The sequence below is a fragment of the Pseudomonas inefficax genome, assembly GCF_900277125.1.
GTDB classification, from domain to species: Bacteria; Pseudomonadota; Gammaproteobacteria; order Pseudomonadales; family Pseudomonadaceae; genus Aquipseudomonas; species Aquipseudomonas inefficax.
In genome coordinates, this window is sequence record NZ_OPYN01000048.1 from 1 (window position 1) to 16,109 (window position 16,109).

General features: G+C 64.3%; 16 protein-coding genes. 6 read left to right on the forward strand and 10 right to left on the reverse strand.

What is annotated here, in order from left to right; translation table 11 throughout:
- From JV551A3_RS05220 to ehuB, 10 genes are all read right to left on the reverse strand, one after another.
- Positions 1–143: DUF3422 family protein (locus tag JV551A3_RS05220; RefSeq protein ID WP_133978404.1), on the reverse strand; the 143-nt coding region annotated here is incomplete at its 3' end.
- 168 nt (positions 144–311) lie between these two features.
- Positions 312–548 (reverse strand): DUF6429 family protein, encoded by a 237-nt coding sequence (locus JV551A3_RS05225; RefSeq protein ID WP_085720823.1) that lies wholly within the window; start codon positions 546–548, stop codon positions 312–314.
- Positions 549–773: 225 nt separating this feature from the next.
- Positions 774–1,013, reverse strand: coding sequence for a hypothetical protein (locus tag JV551A3_RS05230; RefSeq protein WP_133970233.1), 240 nt, complete (start codon positions 1,011–1,013; stop codon positions 774–776).
- Positions 1,014–1,437: 424 nt separating this feature from the next.
- A complete protein-coding gene (locus tag JV551A3_RS05235) occupies positions 1,438–2,868 on the reverse strand; it encodes an aldehyde dehydrogenase family protein (RefSeq protein WP_133970234.1) in 1,431 nt (476 codons plus the stop codon).
- Between the two features lie 13 nt (positions 2,869–2,881).
- The gene (locus tag JV551A3_RS05240) at positions 2,882–4,381 is read right to left on the reverse strand and encodes a purine-cytosine permease family protein (protein WP_085693076.1); all 1,500 of its coding nucleotides are present in this window, start codon (positions 4,379–4,381) and stop codon (positions 2,882–2,884) included.
- Positions 4,382–4,475: 94 nt separating this feature from the next.
- Positions 4,476–4,865, reverse strand: a complete 390-nt coding sequence (locus tag JV551A3_RS05245) for a YybH family protein (RefSeq protein ID WP_133970235.1) — start codon at positions 4,863–4,865, stop codon at positions 4,476–4,478.
- A 560-nt stretch (positions 4,866–5,425) separates the two neighbouring features.
- Positions 5,426–6,220, reverse strand: coding sequence for an ectoine/hydroxyectoine ABC transporter ATP-binding protein EhuA (gene ehuA, locus JV551A3_RS05255; protein WP_075046875.1), 795 nt, complete (start codon positions 6,218–6,220; stop codon positions 5,426–5,428).
- Positions 6,221–6,279: 59 nt separating this feature from the next.
- Positions 6,280–6,936 carry an ectoine/hydroxyectoine ABC transporter permease subunit EhuD gene (ehuD, locus tag JV551A3_RS05260; RefSeq protein ID WP_003256382.1) on the reverse strand — a complete coding sequence of 219 codons (657 nt, stop codon included), beginning with the start codon at positions 6,934–6,936 and terminating at the stop codon, positions 6,280–6,282.
- Entirely contained in the window at positions 6,933–7,592 is a 660-nt protein-coding gene (ehuC, locus tag JV551A3_RS05265) for an ectoine/hydroxyectoine ABC transporter permease subunit EhuC (protein ID WP_046616765.1), read from the reverse strand. Before ehuC ends, ehuD begins: the two co-directional genes overlap by 4 nt.
- Positions 7,593–7,654: 62 nt before the next feature.
- Complete coding sequence (ehuB, locus tag JV551A3_RS05270; protein WP_177421250.1) at positions 7,655–8,509, reverse strand: ectoine/hydroxyectoine ABC transporter substrate-binding protein EhuB; 855 nt, start codon at positions 8,507–8,509, stop codon at positions 7,655–7,657.
- A 240-nt stretch (positions 8,510–8,749) separates the two neighbouring features.
- Here ehuB and ehuR point away from each other — a divergent pair, with 240 nt between their 5' ends.
- The 6 genes from ehuR (at position 8,750) to JV551A3_RS05300 (ending at position 16,107) form a co-directional block, all read left to right on the forward strand.
- Positions 8,750–10,144: a MocR-like ectoine utilization transcription factor EhuR gene (gene ehuR, locus JV551A3_RS05275; protein WP_133970270.1), complete on the forward strand. Its 1,395-nt coding sequence runs from the start codon at positions 8,750–8,752 to the stop codon at positions 10,142–10,144.
- A gap of 214 nt (positions 10,145–10,358) precedes the next feature.
- On the forward strand, positions 10,359–11,330 hold the full coding sequence (eutB, locus tag JV551A3_RS05280) for a hydroxyectoine utilization dehydratase EutB (protein ID WP_133970239.1): 972 nt from the start codon (positions 10,359–10,361) through the stop codon (positions 11,328–11,330).
- A gap of 31 nt (positions 11,331–11,361) precedes the next feature.
- Positions 11,362–12,354, forward strand: coding sequence for an ectoine utilization protein EutC (gene eutC, locus JV551A3_RS05285; RefSeq protein ID WP_133970240.1), 993 nt, complete (start codon positions 11,362–11,364; stop codon positions 12,352–12,354).
- A 36-nt stretch (positions 12,355–12,390) separates the two neighbouring features.
- The gene (doeA, locus tag JV551A3_RS05290) at positions 12,391–13,581 is read left to right on the forward strand and encodes an ectoine hydrolase DoeA (protein ID WP_133970241.1); all 1,191 of its coding nucleotides are present in this window, start codon (positions 12,391–12,393) and stop codon (positions 13,579–13,581) included.
- A gap of 3 nt (positions 13,582–13,584) precedes the next feature.
- Positions 13,585–14,604: a N(2)-acetyl-L-2,4-diaminobutanoate deacetylase DoeB gene (gene doeB / locus JV551A3_RS05295; protein ID WP_133970242.1), complete on the forward strand. Its 1,020-nt coding sequence runs from the start codon at positions 13,585–13,587 to the stop codon at positions 14,602–14,604.
- Positions 14,605–14,640: 36 nt separating this feature from the next.
- Positions 14,641–16,107: an NAD-dependent succinate-semialdehyde dehydrogenase gene (locus JV551A3_RS05300; protein ID WP_133970243.1), complete on the forward strand. Its 1,467-nt coding sequence runs from the start codon at positions 14,641–14,643 to the stop codon at positions 16,105–16,107.
- Positions 16,108–16,109: the final 2 nt, after the last annotated feature.

Genomic DNA, 16,109 nt, shown 5'->3' on the forward strand with positions numbered 1-16,109 from the left:
TCCGGGCAGCAGCGTTGCAGCAGTGCCGCACAGGCAGCATCGCCGCCGAGCAAGGCCAGATGGAAGACATGCGCCGGGCCGTCGAAATACAGCGACGGGCGGGCGTGCAGTTCGTTGTGCAAGGCGGTGCGTTGAGGATGCATGGGTGGTCCGGCCTGGTGTTGTGATTGTGGGGGTACCAGGAAGTGGGACTTTTCGGGGGGAGGGGAAAGTCACGCGGGGGCAGAGTTTTGTGTCGTCTGTACCGGCCTCTTCGCGGGCAAGCCCGCTCCCACAGTTCAGGCCTGCACCGCAAAGGAGTCCCGGTATCATTACTGTTCGGTTTTTTCAGCGAACAGCTGATCTGCGATTTGCTTCCCTCGCTCCATGCCTTCAGGTGTCAACCGAACTGATTTCGCCTTGCCCCGCGGTTGAGTAATAAAGCCTTGCTCATGCAGATTGTTCATTACCTCGAAGTCAAAACCTTTCCAGGCACTGCCTCCGTTGAAGCTGAAGGTGGCTAGCAGGGCAAGTACAGCTTCTTCGATCAACTTGTCGTCATAGGTCATGATCTCGGCCTCGTTCAGTGCTGCATCTATGTGTCGTTGGCAGCGACATATTTACCAAACGTGTTCTCGAAATGGCTTTTTTGCGACATATCCTGTGAAGCCTGTACCGGCCTCTTCGCGGGCAAGCCCACTCCCACAGGTACGGTGCTGCTCAGGCCTGCGCTATCCCTGTGGGAGCGGGTTTACCCGCGAAGGGGCCGGTGAGCTCGGCATCAATTCCAAGCCTTACTCGCGGTTCAACAGCAACTGGTTGAGCGCCCGGGTCATTTGCACATTATGCACAGTATTGACCAACAACCCGATGCCCGGTTCGCCAGCGTTGGCGCAGATGTATTCGTCCAGGGTGTCCTCGATGCCGAGCAGCAACTGCGAGACATATCGCAGCGCCTCGGGTGAGGGCAAGTCGTTGTTGATGGTGTAGAACGAAGGGGCTTTGACAGGTGGATCTGGAACGACTTTTTTCATGGGCTGACTCTCTTGAGTGGAAAAGAGCCACCGCCGACATTCCTCTCACAGAACAAGGGTGGCAGCCGTACGCGGGGTGAGAGTCCGGTAGGGAGTCAGCAAAAACCGGCCAGGCCAAAGGCCTGCCCACGCACAGCTGCCATTGCAGCGCTGATCCCCTCATGAAGCTGGGCTCTCACACCCAATCGCCAATTGTGACGACCCGGGGAAATTAGCCCTGATGCTCATGTTCAACAACAGAGAAACGGCTGCGACGCGGGTAGGATAATTCCCAAGCTACCTCCAGCTGAAGCATTTGGTTTCAGGTTGGGAAAAGTCTTACGAATGTCGGGGGGCCTGGCTTGAATTTTGTGGTGGTGCACAAATCGAGCGCCGCGCGGGCGACGCTCGGTCTAACAGACGCTGAAAGCCTCTCGACGAACCCCTAGCCCAAACACCGCGTCACATGCTTGACCGACTGGTAGGCGGACAACCCCCAAGGCCCCAGCTCACGCCCGATCCCGCTGCCCTTGGTACCACCCCACGAGGTCTCGACGAACACCGCCTGTACCGAGTTGATCCACACATGGCCAACCTCCAGGGCATCGGCCACCCGCTCGGCGCGCTCCAGGTCGGCGGAGCACACCGTCGCCACCAGCCCGAAACGGCTATCGTTGGCCTCGGCAATCGCCTGTTCCTCGGTCGCAAAGCGGCGCGCGCACAGCACCGGGCCAAAGATTTCCTCGGTCCACAGGCGGCTGTCTTTCGGCACATCGGCATACAGCGTCGGGCTGACGAACCAGCCATCCCGGTCCAGCGCCTTGCCTCCGGCCAGGCACTGCAGGCCTTCTTCCCGAGCCGTGGCAAAGTAACCGGCCACCTTCAGCCACTGCGCCTGGCTGGTCAGCGGCCCCATGTCGACCTCTTCGCTCAACGGATTACCAACCCGCAGGTTTTCCAGTGCAGCCTGCAAGCGCGGCAACAGCGCATCGGCGATGCCTTCCTGCACCAGCAGCCGCGAAGTGGCCGAGCACATCTGCCCGGCGTTCCAGGTGATGCCCGCGACGATCCATTCCACCGCCTGGCCCACGTCGCAATCATCGAACACCACGATCGCCGACTTGCCGCCCAACTCCAGCGTCACCGGCCGGCACTGCGCCGAAGCGCTGCGCATTACCTGGCTGCCGACACTATTGCTGCCGGTGAACGACAACTTGTCCAAGCCATTGTGATTGCTCAGTGCGGCGCCGGTCTCGGCCTTGCCGTTGACGATGTTCAACACCCCGGCCGGCAGCCCCAGGGCATCGGCAATCTGGCCATAGGCCTGTTCGATCAGTGGGGTGACTTCCGACGGCTTGAGCACCACGGTGCAACCGGCGGCCAGGGCCGGGGCGAGCTTCCAGGCGCTGGTCACCAGCGGGAAGTTCCACGGCACGATCAGGCCGACCACGCCCACCGGTTCCAGGCGGGTGCGAGCGCTGAAGCCCGGCGCAGCCAACGGCACATCACGGTTTTTCGATGGCAGTTGCTCGGCCAGTTCGGCGTAGTAGCCGAAGGTGGCAATGGCGTCGTCCAGGTCGATTTCCGCCTCGTGACGTGGCTTGCCGTTGTTGCGCATCTGCAAGGTGATCAACGCTTCACGGCGCTGCCCGAGTTGTTCGGCAAAGCCGCGCAGGTAGGCGGCGCGTTTGCTGGCGCTGGTGATTTTCCAGGCGGGCAGGGCGCCACGGGCAGCGCTCACCGCCTGGTCTACCTGGGCGACGCTGGCGGCCATCAGTTCGGCAAACGGTTGCCCAAGGGCCGGGTCATTGACGCTGATGCAGTCGCTGCCCTGGCCTTCGACCCAGCGGCCGGCAATGTAGTGGGAAGTGGTCATGGTCGGTTTCCAGTCAGGCCATTTCGGCGGTGGTTACCGGCGTGTGCGCGGTGCTTTTGCAACGCACCCAACGCGGGCCCTGGGGGCCATACACGCCGGCAGGTTCGGGGAACAGGTTGAGCAGCAGCAGGTACAGGACGCCTGCCAGCCCCAGGGTGACCGGCAGGCTCAGGTCGATGCCGCCGGCCAGGTCGCCCAGCGGGCCGACGAACTGCCCAGGCAGGTTGACGAAGCACAGGCCGACCGCCGCGCTGGGGATCCATGCCCCCATGCCGCGCCAGTTCCAGCCATGCAGGAACCAGTAGTGGCCGCCACGCTGGCCGCGGGTGAACACCTGCAGGTCGTCGGCATGGTAGAAGCCGCGGCGAGTGATCAGGCCGAGGATCATGATCACCATCCACGGGCTGGTGCAGGTGATGATCAGCACGGCGAAGGTCGACACGCTCTGCACCAGGTTGAAGGTGAAACGGCCGATGAAGATGAAACCGATCGCCAGCACGCCGATTAGCAGTGTGGCGCCGGCACGGCTGAGCAGGCGCGGGAACACGCTGGACATGTCCAGGCCGGTGCCGTACAGCGCCGTGGTGCCAGTGGACATGCCGCCGATCACTGCAATCAGGCACACCGGCAGGAAGAACCAGCTTGGCGCCACCGCCAGCAGGCCACCGACGTAGTTGTTGGCAGCGATGTAGTCCGGTGCCTGGGTGGCCACCAGGGTGGCGGTGCACAGGCCGAACAGGAACGGGATGAGTGTCGCGCCTTGGGCCGCGATCACCGCCAGCATGATGCGCGCCTTGGGCGTTTCACGCGGGATGTAGCGCGACCAGTCGCCGAGGAACGCACCGAACGACACCGGGTTGCTCATGGCCAGGATCGCCGCACCGACGAATGCCGCCCAGAAGCCCGCCTGGCCGAGGTTGACGCTGCCCGCGTAACCGGCATCGAACGGCCCGGCAAAGGCAACGATGCCCAGCAGGAACAACAGGCTCGAGGCCCACACGGCAATCTTGTTCACCCACAGCATGAAGCGGAAGCCGAAGATGCACACCACCAGCACCAGTACCGCGAACAGGCCGTAGGCCAGGCCCAGGGTCAGGTCGGTTTCCGGCAGGCCGGCCAGGCGCTTGGCGCCGCCGACCAGGGCATCGCCCGAGCTCCACACCGACAGCGAAAAGAACGCCACCGCGGTGAGCAGCGACAGGAACGAACCGACGATGCGCCCGTGCACGCCAAAGTGCGCACCCGACGACACCGCGTTGTTGGTGCCGTTGAGCGCGCCGAACAGGCCCATGGGCGCGAGGATCAGCGCGCCCACGCCAACGCCGAGCAGGATCGCCCACACGCCGGCCTGGAACGACAGCCCGAACAGCACCGGGAAGCTGCCCAGTACGGCCGTGGCAAAGGTATTGGCGCCGCCGAAGATCAGGCGGAACAGGTCCAGCGGGGAGGCGTCGCGTTGATCGTCGGGGATCTGTTCGACGCCGTTGGTCTCGATACCGGTCGAGTGGCTCATGGTGATGCTCCAGCGCGGTTGTTGTGGGCCGGCGCAGTACGCGGGCCTTATTGTGGGTGCGATGGCAGGGCGGCAGGGCCGCGTGAAGGGATGATCAGGCCGGCGATACGACCGACAGGTGCTCGTGGCAGGCCAGCCACCGTTCGCCGTGGCGGCGGAAGACGATGGTCTCGCGCTCGCTCAAGTGGTGTTCTTCACCGGCGATGCGGATGTGCGTGGCCACATCGTGCATGAAGATCGCCACGTCACCTTGCAGGCTCACCTGGGCATTGCCCGATTCGCAGGCCAATACCGCAAACCCGTCGGCCTGCCACTGGGCCCAGAGTTGCTCGTAGGCATGGCGCGACAGCAGCGGTTGCGGCAGGGTGTGGAAAAGGAAGGTGGCGTCTTCGCTGAAGCAGGCAAAATAGCGAGCGGTGTCGTTGCTGGCGAACGCGGCAACGAGGTCGGCGGCGGCCTGCCGTACCTGGAGTGTCTGGTCCACGGGAGTGGCCTCACGGTTCTTGTGATTGTGGTGAAGCGATTCTGGTGGCGGTTGGCGAGGGGAAAAATCGCTGCGGGCAAATAATCAGTTCAGGAATTTGTGAAGTGATGGCTGCGCTTGCTTGGGTATCGCGCCGCATATCCTGTGGGAGCGGGCGTGCCCGCTCTCATAAGGCTGCACATAATTCATTGAATTAGCAGGGACCCTGTGGGAGCGGCTTTAGCCGCGAACACCGGCGCAGCCGGTGCCAGGCACCGCGTTGGATTCTTCGCGGCTAAAGCCGCTCCCACAGGGTATGCGGACCGCTTGCGAATTCGGCTCTCTACGCTACAGCGCAGCCCAAAGGGCTTTCAGCTATCCAACTGTCATCTGACTGCAACGAATATTCAAAGCGGGCCCCAAACAGCAGTATCGGCGGGTTGAAAGGCAGGTTTCGCGCCGCGCATCCTGTGGGAGCGGGCGTGCCCGCGAAGCATGCAACGCGGAGCATGGCACCGGCTTCGCCGGTGTTCGCGGGCGCGCCCGCTCCCACAGGGTCATACTGAAGCGACGATCGCAGGTCAGTTCGCCTCCCGCACGGCACTGAGGAATGCACGGGTCCGCTCCTGCTGCGGGTTTTCGTAGATCTGCGCCGGCGTCCCCTGTTCGTGGATCTGCCCCTTGTAGAAGAAGCACACCCGATCCGCGAACTCGCGGGCAAAGCCCATCTGATGCGTCACCATCAGCATGGTCAGGTTGTGCTCGCTGCCCAACCGGCGGATCACGTTCAGCACCTCGCCACACAGTTCCGGGTCCAGCGCCGAGGTCACTTCGTCGAACAGCATCACCTTGGGCCGCATCGCCAGTGCCCGGGCAATCGCCACGCGCTGTTGCTGGCCACCGGACAATTGCGAGGGGTAGTGCTCGAACTTGTTGCCCAGGCCAACCATCTCCAGCAGCTCGGCTGCCCGTTCGCGCGCCTCGGCCGGCTTCACGCCCAACACCTGGACCGGGGCCTCGATCACGTTCTGCAAGGCACTCATGTGCGGGAACAGGTTGAAGCTCTGGAACACCATGCCGATCTTCGCCCGCACCTTGCGTACATGGCGCTCGTTGGCGATGAGCTGCGCGCCGTTGCGCCCGGGCATGTGGGTGAGCGATTCGCCATCGACTTCGATCATGCCCTGGTCGATGCCTTCAAGCGTCATCAGTACCCGCAGCAACGTCGACTTGCCCGAGCCGCTGGGGCCGATGATCGCCACCTTTTCGCCGGGGGCGACATCGAGGTTGAGGCCGTCGAGCACGGTGAAGCTGCCGTAGCGTTTGGTCACGTCCTTGAAGCTGACGATCGGTTGGGCAATGGCCGGTGTGGGCATGTGGGTGTCCAGCGGCTGGGTGGCGGTGGCAGTGGCGAAGTGGGTCACAGGGGCGATCATCAGCGGAGCTCCAGGCGCACTTCAAGGCGCCGAACGAGGTAGGCCAGAGCGACGCTCAAGGCCAGGAAGAACAGACCGACCAGGGTGATCGGCTCGAGGTAGCGGAAGCTTTCCGAGCCGACGTTCTTGGCCTGCTGCATGATTTCCACCACGGTGATGGCCGACAGCACCGGGGTGTCCTTGAGCATGGCGATCAGGTAGTTGCCCAACGGCGGCAGGATCGGCCGAATCGCCTGGGGCAGGATGACTGCCCGGTAGGCGGTCCACGGTGCGAAGTTGAGGGCGACTACCGCTTCCCATTGGCTGCGCGCCACCGAGTCGAGGCCGCCGCGGTAAACCTCGGCCAGGTAACAGGCGTAGTGCACGCCGATACCGATGATGCCAGCCTGCATGGCGGTCATGTTGACGCCGTAGTTGGGCAGCACGTAATAGAGGAAATACACCTGGATCAGCAGCGGTGTACTGCGGATGAACTCGATCAGCAATGCCACCGGCCACGACAGCCAGGCCTGACGGCTGCGCCGGGCGATGGCCAGGAACAGGCCCAGCACCACCGCAATCAGGAAGCCTACCAAGGTGATGCCCAGGGTTTTCAGCGACGCCTGCAGCAAGTCGGGCAGGATTTGCGCGACGTAGTTCCAGTCCCAGAAATTCATGACAGGCTCCCCCGCAGGCGACCGCGGCTAAGGCGCCGTTCGACCCGACGCATGAGGAAGTTGATGACCTGCGCCAGGACGAAGTAGAGCAGCAGGGTGAGGCTGAAGATTTCCAGGGTCTGGAAAGTCGCCTGGTCCAGCTGACGGGCGCGGAAGCTAAGGTCCGACAGGGTGATCAGCGACACCAGCGAGGTGTTTTTCAGCAGTTCGATCAGCAGGTTGGTGCCAGGTGCGATGGCCGCCAGCAATGCCTGCGGCAGGATGATCCGCCGGAAGCGGATGGTGGCGGGCATGTTCAGCGCGGTGCAGGCTTCGTACTGCCCCTTGGCCACCGAGCTGATCGCCCCGCGCATCACTTCGGCACCGTAGGCACCGATATGCAGCCCGAGGCCGACGATGGCCACGGTGTAGGCGCTGAGTTCGAGGTTGAACGGTGGCAGCGGCAATACGAAGAACAGCCAGAACAACTGCACCAGCAACGAGGTGCCGCGGAACAGCTCGATGTAGGCCACGCACAGCCAGCTCAATGGCCGCCATGACGAACGCCGGCCGAGGGCGGCGAGGATCGCGGCGACGATGGCCAGCAGCGAGCCGAAGAAGGTGACCTGGATGGTGACCCAGGCGCCTTGCAGTAACAACGGTATCAATTCACCCATGGTTCGACCTGAATAATCGGATTACACAGGGACTGGCATGGCAAACGCCATGCCACCTCGATTCACTGCTGGGCACAGAGCTCGGCGGCGGTTTTGTCAGTCACGTTGCTGCGGTCGAAGCCGAACGGCGCGACGGTCTTCAGATGCTCCTCGCTGCCCAGCCACTTTTTCATCTCGGCGTTGACCGCATCGCGCAGGGCTTTGTCCTCGGGGCGGAAGGCCAGGGCACCGTAGCCGGTGTGGGCCGGGTCATCCGTGAAGTCGCTGATCGCCTCGACCTTGTCGCCACCCTTTTTCGCCAGGCCCTTCATGGTCAGCTGGGTGCCCACGGCAGCGTCGGCACGGCCGGCGCGCACGGCCTGCAACTGGGCGGTGGTGTCCGGCACCTGAAGGATCTGCGCATCGGTGATGCCGGAGTCGCGGGCATAGGCGAGGTTGACCGTGCCGGCCATGATCGCCAGCTTCACGTCCGGGTTCCTGGCGATGTCGGCGTAGCTGTGCAGGTTCTTCGGATTGCCCTGTGCCACCAGCAGGGTATCGGGCAGGGCGTACTGCGGGTCGGTGAAGATCACCTGCTTGCAGCGTGCCGGGGTGATGTACATGCCGGCGGCAATCACATCGAAGCGCCCGGCGCGCAAGCCCGGGATCAACGAACCCCACTCGGTGAGCACGCCATCGACCTGCTTGATGCCCATCTTCTCGAAGATGACCTTGGCGATTTCCGGTGACTCCCCGGTTACCCGGCCATCGGTTTCGGTGAAGGCGAACGGGGTTTCGTTGGCGTAGCCGATGCGGATATGGCTGGTTTCCTTGATCTCGTCCAGGCTCGCGGCCTGGGCGCTGGCGAGCACGCCGAAGGTGGCACAGGCCATAAGCAGGCGCTGGAAGGGACGTGGAACGTTGAAAGGCTGGCTCATCAATGAAACTCCTGTTTGTTATAAAAACCGTCGTCGACGGCTCTGTGTTAGGAGGCAGTGGAGCAAAACAGCGAAAGCAGGGTGGGTCGTTTGTTCGAAGCTGCCAGGCAGCGGGAGTTCGACCTTGGGCCGAGCATACAAAAGCTGAAACGGCGATGGCATTGCACTAGGACAATTGCCCGAAGCACTTGTACGGGAGATGCTGTGACCCTGGCCCCGGCAAGTGAAGCGAACATCATGATGCACAGTTGGAAGGCAGCCCTGGACGCCGCCCGCATCGGCGAGTCCAAATACAAGATCCTGGTGCAGGCCGTCACCAGCGAGATCGAGCGCGGCGTATTGGTACATGACCAGCGCCTGCCACCGCAGCGCCAGGTAGCCGATGCCCTGGGCATCAGCGTGCAGACCGTGACCAATGCCTACAAGGAGCTGGAACGCCAAGGCCTGGTGCGCTGCGAGATCGGCCGTGGCAGTTTCGTCAGCCGGCGCATGAGTGACCGTGTGTCGGATGACATCATCGACCTGCCCGAGCGTACCCTGGTCGACTTCTCTATCACCCGCATCCTGCACACCCAGGTGCATGAACGCATCTGGCGCGACACCTGCGCCGAGCTGGCCGTGGAAGAGGAGCAGCCGTGGATCCATGCCTACCGGCCCATCGCCGGTTTCGAGAGCCACCGCGAGGCCGCGGTACGCTGGCTTGGCGGCCTGGGCATGCAGGTCGAGCGTGACGATGTGCTGGTCACCAACGGCGCCGCCCACGCCATCTTCCTGGCCCTGGCCTCGCTGGCCGGGCCGGATGACGTGGTGCTGTGCGAGGGGTTGACCGACCATGGCGTGATCGGCAATTCACAGGTGCTCGGTTTCACCCTCAAAGGCCTGGAGATGGACCGCGAGGGTATCAACCCGGAGCATTTCGAGGACATCTGCAGCAACGAGCGGGTCACCGCGCTGGTGTGCACGCCCAACCTCAACAACCCGACCGTCAGCCTGATGCCCGACAGCCGGCGCCAGGAGATTGCCGAAATTGCCCGGCGCTTTGGCGTGCATATCATCGAAGATGACGTTTACGGGCCGCTACTGGGTGGCAGCCATGCCAGGCCGCTCAGTTCCTATGCACCGGAGCTGTCGTTCTACTGCACCAGCATGACCAAGTCGGTGCTGACCGGCCTGCGCGTGGGCTACCTGGCCATGCCCAAGCGCCTGGCGCTGCGCACCGAGAGCATCTTGCGGGTCAACAGCTGGATGGCCACACCCCTGGTGGCGGAGATTGCATCGCGCTGGATCAATGACGGGCGCGCGGCGCAGCTGGTGGCGCTGCAGCGCACCTTGCTGGGCGAGCGTCAGGCGTTGTTGCGTGAGTACCTGGGGGAGTATGTGCGTGGCCAGCACGCCCATGCCCTGGGTGCGTGGCTGAACATTCCCGAGCGCTGGGAAGTGGACAGCCTGGTGCGTGCCTTGCGCCGCCGACAGATTGCGGTGACGCCACCGGAGCCGTTCCTGGTGCGCGGCACGCCGCGGCCGCGGGCCGTGCGCTTGTGCGTGGGCGCCGAGTGTTCGGACGCAAAGCTGCGCCAGGCCTTGGGCTATATGCGGGAGTTGTTCGGGCAGTATCCGCAGATCCACGAGCTTTGAGCGGTCTGTACCGGCCTCTTCGCGGGTAAACCCGCTCCCACAGGTTCCATGCGGGGTCCAGGAAGTGCGCGATTCCTGTGGGAGCGGGTTTACCCGCGAAGAGGCCGGTGCAGTCAAAAACAAATTCCCCGGCAAATTGCCCTAGTACATTCATCGTGACAATTTTCGCCTCATACACTCCGCCCAACATCAGCTCACTTGTTGGGTCCCGGTCATGTCAGCGCTCTCGCTTCACGATCTCTACCTCGCCCGCCAGCGTATTCACGGCCTGGTGCGCAGCACCCCGCTGGAACTTTCCCCCAGCCTGTCACGGCACCTGGGCACGCCGGTCTACCTGAAGCTCGAAGCCCTGCAGACCACCGGCAGCTTCAAGCTGCGCGGCGCCAGCAACGCCATCGCCGCACTCAGCGCTGAACAACGCGCATGCGGCGTGGTTACGGCCTCCACCGGTAATCACGGGCGGGCAGTGGCCCACGCTGCTGCACAGCTGGGTGTGAAGGCAACCGTGTTTCTTTCGCAACTGGTGCCAGCCAACAAGGTCCAGGCCATCCGCGACCTGGGTGCCGAGGTTTGCATCGTCGGCCACTCCCAGGACGACGCCCAACAGGCCGCGCAACAACATGCCGAGCAACAGGGCGCAACGCTGATTCCACCTTTCGATCACCCCCAGGTCATCGCCGGCCAGGGCACGCTGGGCCTGGAAATCATCGAGCAGTTGCCCGAGGTGGAGCAGGTGCTGATTCCGCTGTCCGGTGGTGGCCTGTTCGCGGGTGTGGCGTTGGCCATGAAAAGCATCAAGCCGGCGATCACCACCCATGGCATCAGCATGCAGCGCGGCGCTGCGATGTACGCCAGCCTGCAGGCCGGCAAACCGGTCGAGGTGGAGGAACTGCCGACCCTTGCCGACTCGCTTGGCGGCGGCATCGGCCTGGGCAACCAGCACACCCTGAGCATGACCCAGCGTCTGCTCGACCAACTCCACCTGCTGCCGGAAGCGTCGATCGCCAATGGCATGCGCCACGCCTACCAGCACGAACGGCTGGTACTCGAAGGTGCCGGTGCAGTCGGCATCGCCGCGCTGCTCGACGGCCTGGTGACGGCCCGCGGCCCGGTCGTGGTGGTGGTCAGCGGGCGCAACGTCGACAGCGCACAGCATCAGCGCGTCATCAACGGCGGCGACGCCTGAAATTCACGTTTCCTTCACTGGAGGTATTCGAATGCCGGCCATCACCTTGCTCAGCGAAGCCGACCTGCGTAGCTGCATCACCCTCGACCGCGACGCGATCGATGCCATCGAGCAGGCCTTTGCCCTGCTTGCCACGGCCAAGGTGGCGATGCCGCCGATCCTGCGCCTGGATGTGCCCGAGCACAACGGCGAGGTAGATGTGAAAACCGCCTACCTGCCTGGGCTGGAGCGTTTCGCGATCAAGGTCAGCCCGGGCTTTTTCGACAACCCCAAGCTTGGCCTGCCCAGCCTCAACGGCATGATGATGCTGCTGTCAGCCCGCACGGGCCTGCTCGATGCCTTGCTCCTCGACAATGGCTACCTCACCGCCGTGCGCACCGCTGCAGCCGGTGCGGTAGCTGCACGCTGGCTGTCGCGGCAGGACAGCCGTAGCGTGGCCTTGATCGGCAGTGGCGAACAGGCACGCCTGCAACTGCAGGCACTGCGCCTGGTGCGGCCGATCGAGCAGGCCAAGGTGTGGGGGCGCGATGCGCAGAGAGTCGCAGCCTTGTGTGATGACCTGGGGCGCGATGGGCAACTGCAGGTACAGGCTTGCGACAGTGTCGACCAGGCCATGCAGGCGGTGGATATCGCCATCACCTGTACCCCCAGCCGCGAGCCGCTGATTCAGCCGCATCACCTGCAACCGGGGCTGCACATCACTGCCATGGGCTCGGACGCCGAGCACAAGAACGAGATCGCGCCAACGGCCCTGGCCCTGCTCGACCGTTATGTCGCCGACCGCCTGAGCCAGACCCGCGTGCTGGGCGAACTGCACCACGCCTTGCGCGCTGGCGCAGTCAGCCAACAGGCCGCTCATTCCGAGCTGGGCCAGATCATCGCCGGCCTGCACCCGGGCCGCGTACAGGCCGAAGAGGTCACCCTGTGCGACCTGACCGGCACCGGGGCCCAGGACACCGCCATCGCCAACCTTGCCTTCGAACGCGCAATCGCCGCCCACAAAGGCCTGGCGTTTAACAGCTGACAGTTTTCGCAACCCACTCACAAGAAGGGCATCCGTATGTCGCAGACAGTGGTCAACCTGCCGTTCAGCCGGCAGGAATACGCCCAGCGCCTGGCCAAGACCCGCGTTGCCATGCAGGCACAGGGCCTGGAGCTTTTGCTGGTTACCGATCCATCGAACATGGCCTGGCTCACCGGCTATGACGGCTGGTCGTTCTACGTGCACCAGTGCGTGCTGCTGGCGCTCGATGGCGAGCCGATATGGTTTGGCCGCGGCCAGGACGCCAATGGCGCAAGGCGCACGGTGTTCATGCAGCACGACAACATCGTCGGCTACCCGGACATCTATGTGCAGTCACGCGAGCGCCACCCGATGGACTACCTGTGCCAGGAGGTGATTCTGGCCAAGGGTTGGGGCGGCCTGAGCATCGGCGTGGAGATGGACAACTACTACTTCAGCGCGGCGGCCTACCAGGCGCTGTGCAAGCACTTGCCGCAGGCGCGTTTCAGCGATGCCGCCGGGCTGGTCAACTGGCAGCGGGCGGTCAAGTCGCCGCAGGAAATCGAATACATGCGCATCGCTGCGCGCATCGTCGAACAGATGCACGGGTGCATCCTCGAGCGTATCGAGCCCGGCATGCGCAAGAACGAGCTGGTGGCCGAGATCTACCGCAGCGGCATTCTTGGTGTAGATGGCCATGGCGGCGACTACCCGGCCATCGTGCCGTTGTTGCCGACCGGCGCTGATGCCAGCGCGCCGCACCTGACCTGGGACGATTCACCGTTCACCCGCGGCGCCGGCACGTTCTTCGAGATTGCCGGCTGCTACAAGCGCTACCACTGCCCGCTGTCGCGCACCGTGTACCTGGGCAAGCCGCCGCAACACTTTCTCGATGGCGAAAAGGCGGTGGTCGAAGGTATCGCGGCCGGCCTCGATGCCGCGCGGCCAGGCAACACCACCGGTGACATCGCCAGGGCGTTCTTCCGCGTACTGGAGAAGTTCGGCATCCACAAGGACAGCCGCTGTGGTTACCCGATCGGCATCAGCTACCCGCCAGATTGGGGCGAACGCACCATGAGCCTGCGCCCCAGCGACAGCAGCGTGCTGCAACCGGGCATGACCTTCCACTTCATGCCGGGGCTGTGGATGGACGACTGGGGCCTGGAGATCACCGAAAGCATCCTCATCACCGAGACCGGGGTCGAGACCCTGTGCAACGTGCCGCGCCAGCTGTTCGTGAAGGACTGACCCATGAATGCAATCGCACAGGCCGCCGCCACGGTGGCCAACCCGATCACCTGTACCCTGGATTTCGAGCAGGACGGCGTGCAGCACGGCTTCCTCAAGCTGCCGTACTCGCGTGACGACTCCGCCTGGGGGGCGGTGATGATTCCGCTGACGGTGGTCAGGAACGGCAATGGCCCGACGGCCTTGCTCACGGGTGGCAATCACGGTGACGAATACGAAGGCCCGGTGGCACTGAGCAAGCTGGCCCAGCAGCTGCAGGCCGGGCAGGTAAGCGGGCGGGTGATCATCGTGCCGTTCATGAACACACCGGCGTTCCAGGCGGGCACCCGCACCTCGCCGATCGACCGGGGCAACCTCAACCGCAGCTTCCCTGGCCGGCCTGATGGCAGCGTGACGGAAAAGATCGCCGACTATTTCCGCCGCACCTTGCTGCCGTTGGCCGATATCGTCCTGGACATCCACTCCGGTGGTCGCACCCTCGATTTTCTGCCGTTCGCTGCGTGCCATGTGCTGCCCGACAAGGCCCAGCAGGCCCGCTGTGAAGCTGGCATGCAGGCCTTCGCCGCGCCCTACAGCATGCGCATGCTCGAGCTGGATGCGCAGGCGATGTACGACACCGCGGCAGAAGAGCAGGGCAAGGTGTTCATCACCACCGAACTGGGCGGTGGTGGCACCTCCACGGCGAAAAGCGTGGCCCTGGCGGAGCGCGGCGTGCGCAATGTGCTGATCCACGCCGGCATCCTCGCCGGCGAAGTGGAGCAGGGCGAGACAACCCTGCTGGACATGCCCGATGGCGATTGTTTCATCGCCAGCGAGCATGACGGCTTGCTGGAGATGTGCCGCGACCTGGGCGAAACGGTCCGCCAGGGCGAAGTGATCGCTCGTATCCACGACATCCGCCGCACCGGCAGTGCCCCGGTCGAGTATCGCGCCCGCCGCAGTGGCTTGCTCGCAGCCCGGCACTTTCCCGGCCTGGTGCAGTGCGGGGACACCCTGGCGGTGATCGCCGACGTACTGGCCTGAACCTGGCGCCACGACAACGAGGTATGGAGAACAGTCATGTCACACCACTACCCATTCAACAGCCTGTGCCACGTCGATGGCCAATGGCTGCACAGCCACAGCGGCAACAGCATCGCCGTGCATGACCCGGCCAACCGCCAGGTGATCGGCCATGTGCCACTGCTCGACCACGAGCAGATCGTCGCCGCAGTGGATGCCGCCCAGCGGGCTTTCACGGCCTGGCGCCAGCAGAGCCTGGGCAGCCGCGCTGCGCTGTTGCGGCGCTGGGCCGAATTGATGCTCGAACACCAGGAGGCGCTGGCGCGCATTCTCAGTGAGGAGCAGGGCAAGCCGCTGGCCGAAGCACGCGGTGAAATCGCCTATGCGGCAAGCTTCATCCCCTGGTTTGCCGAGGAGGCCCGGCGCCTCAACGGGCAGACCATCCCCAGCCATATTCCGGGAGCCCAACTCAGTACGCTGAAGGAGCCAGTCGGGGTCTGCGCGCTGCTCACCCCATGGAACTTCCCCAGCGCCATGATCACCCGCAAGGCGGCTGCGGCGTTGGCGGCCGGCTGCACGGTGGTGGTCAAGCCGGCCCACGAAACACCGTTCTCGGCGCTGGCCCTGGCCCAGCTGGCAAAGGACGCCGGCTTCCCGCCGGGAGTGTTCAACGTGGTGATCGGCGAACCGCAGATGGCCATGGAAACCCTGGTGCGCGACAGCCGCGTGCGGGCGGTCAGCTTCACCGGCTCGACCCGGGTCGGCAAGCTGGTGCTGCAAGCCGCGGCTCAGGATGTGAAGAAAGTGGCGCTGGAGCTGGGCGGTAATGCGCCGTTCATCGTCTGCGCCGATGCCGACCTGGAGCTGGCCGTGCGGGTGGCCGTGGCCGCCAAGTTCCAGACGTCTGGCCAGGACTGCTGCGCGGCCAACCGGATCATGGTGCAGCGGCCGTTGTACGAAGCATTCCTGGTGCGCTTTGCAGAAGCAGTGCGGGCGCTGAAGGTTGGCCCGGCGATGGTCGATGGCGAAGAGACGGCGGCAGAGATCGGCCCGCTGATGCACCAGGCCGCCTTCGATGCCACCCAGGCCCGGGTCGAGGATGCCCTGCAGCGTGGCGCCCGGCGCCTGGTCGGTGGCGAGGGCCATGCGTTGGGTGGCTGGTTCTTCCAGCCGACGGTGCTTGCCGATGTCACGCCGGCGATGCGCATCTACCAGGAAGAAAACTTCGCGCCGATTGCCGGGGTGATGCCGTTCGACACGCTGGAGCAGGCCATCACCATGGCCAATGACACCGAGTACGGCCTGGCTGCCTACATCGTCGGCAACCGCCTCGATGTCGTGCACCCGCTGGTGCGCCGGCTCGACCACGCGATGGTGGCGATCAACGGCGTCAAGTTCACCGGCCACCCCATCCCGTTCGGCGGCATGAAAGCCTCGGGCCTGGGCCGCGAAGGCGGCAGCGAGGGCTTCGAACCCTTCGTCGAAACCAAATACGTTTGCTTGCACCACCACGGTCAGTTCTAAGG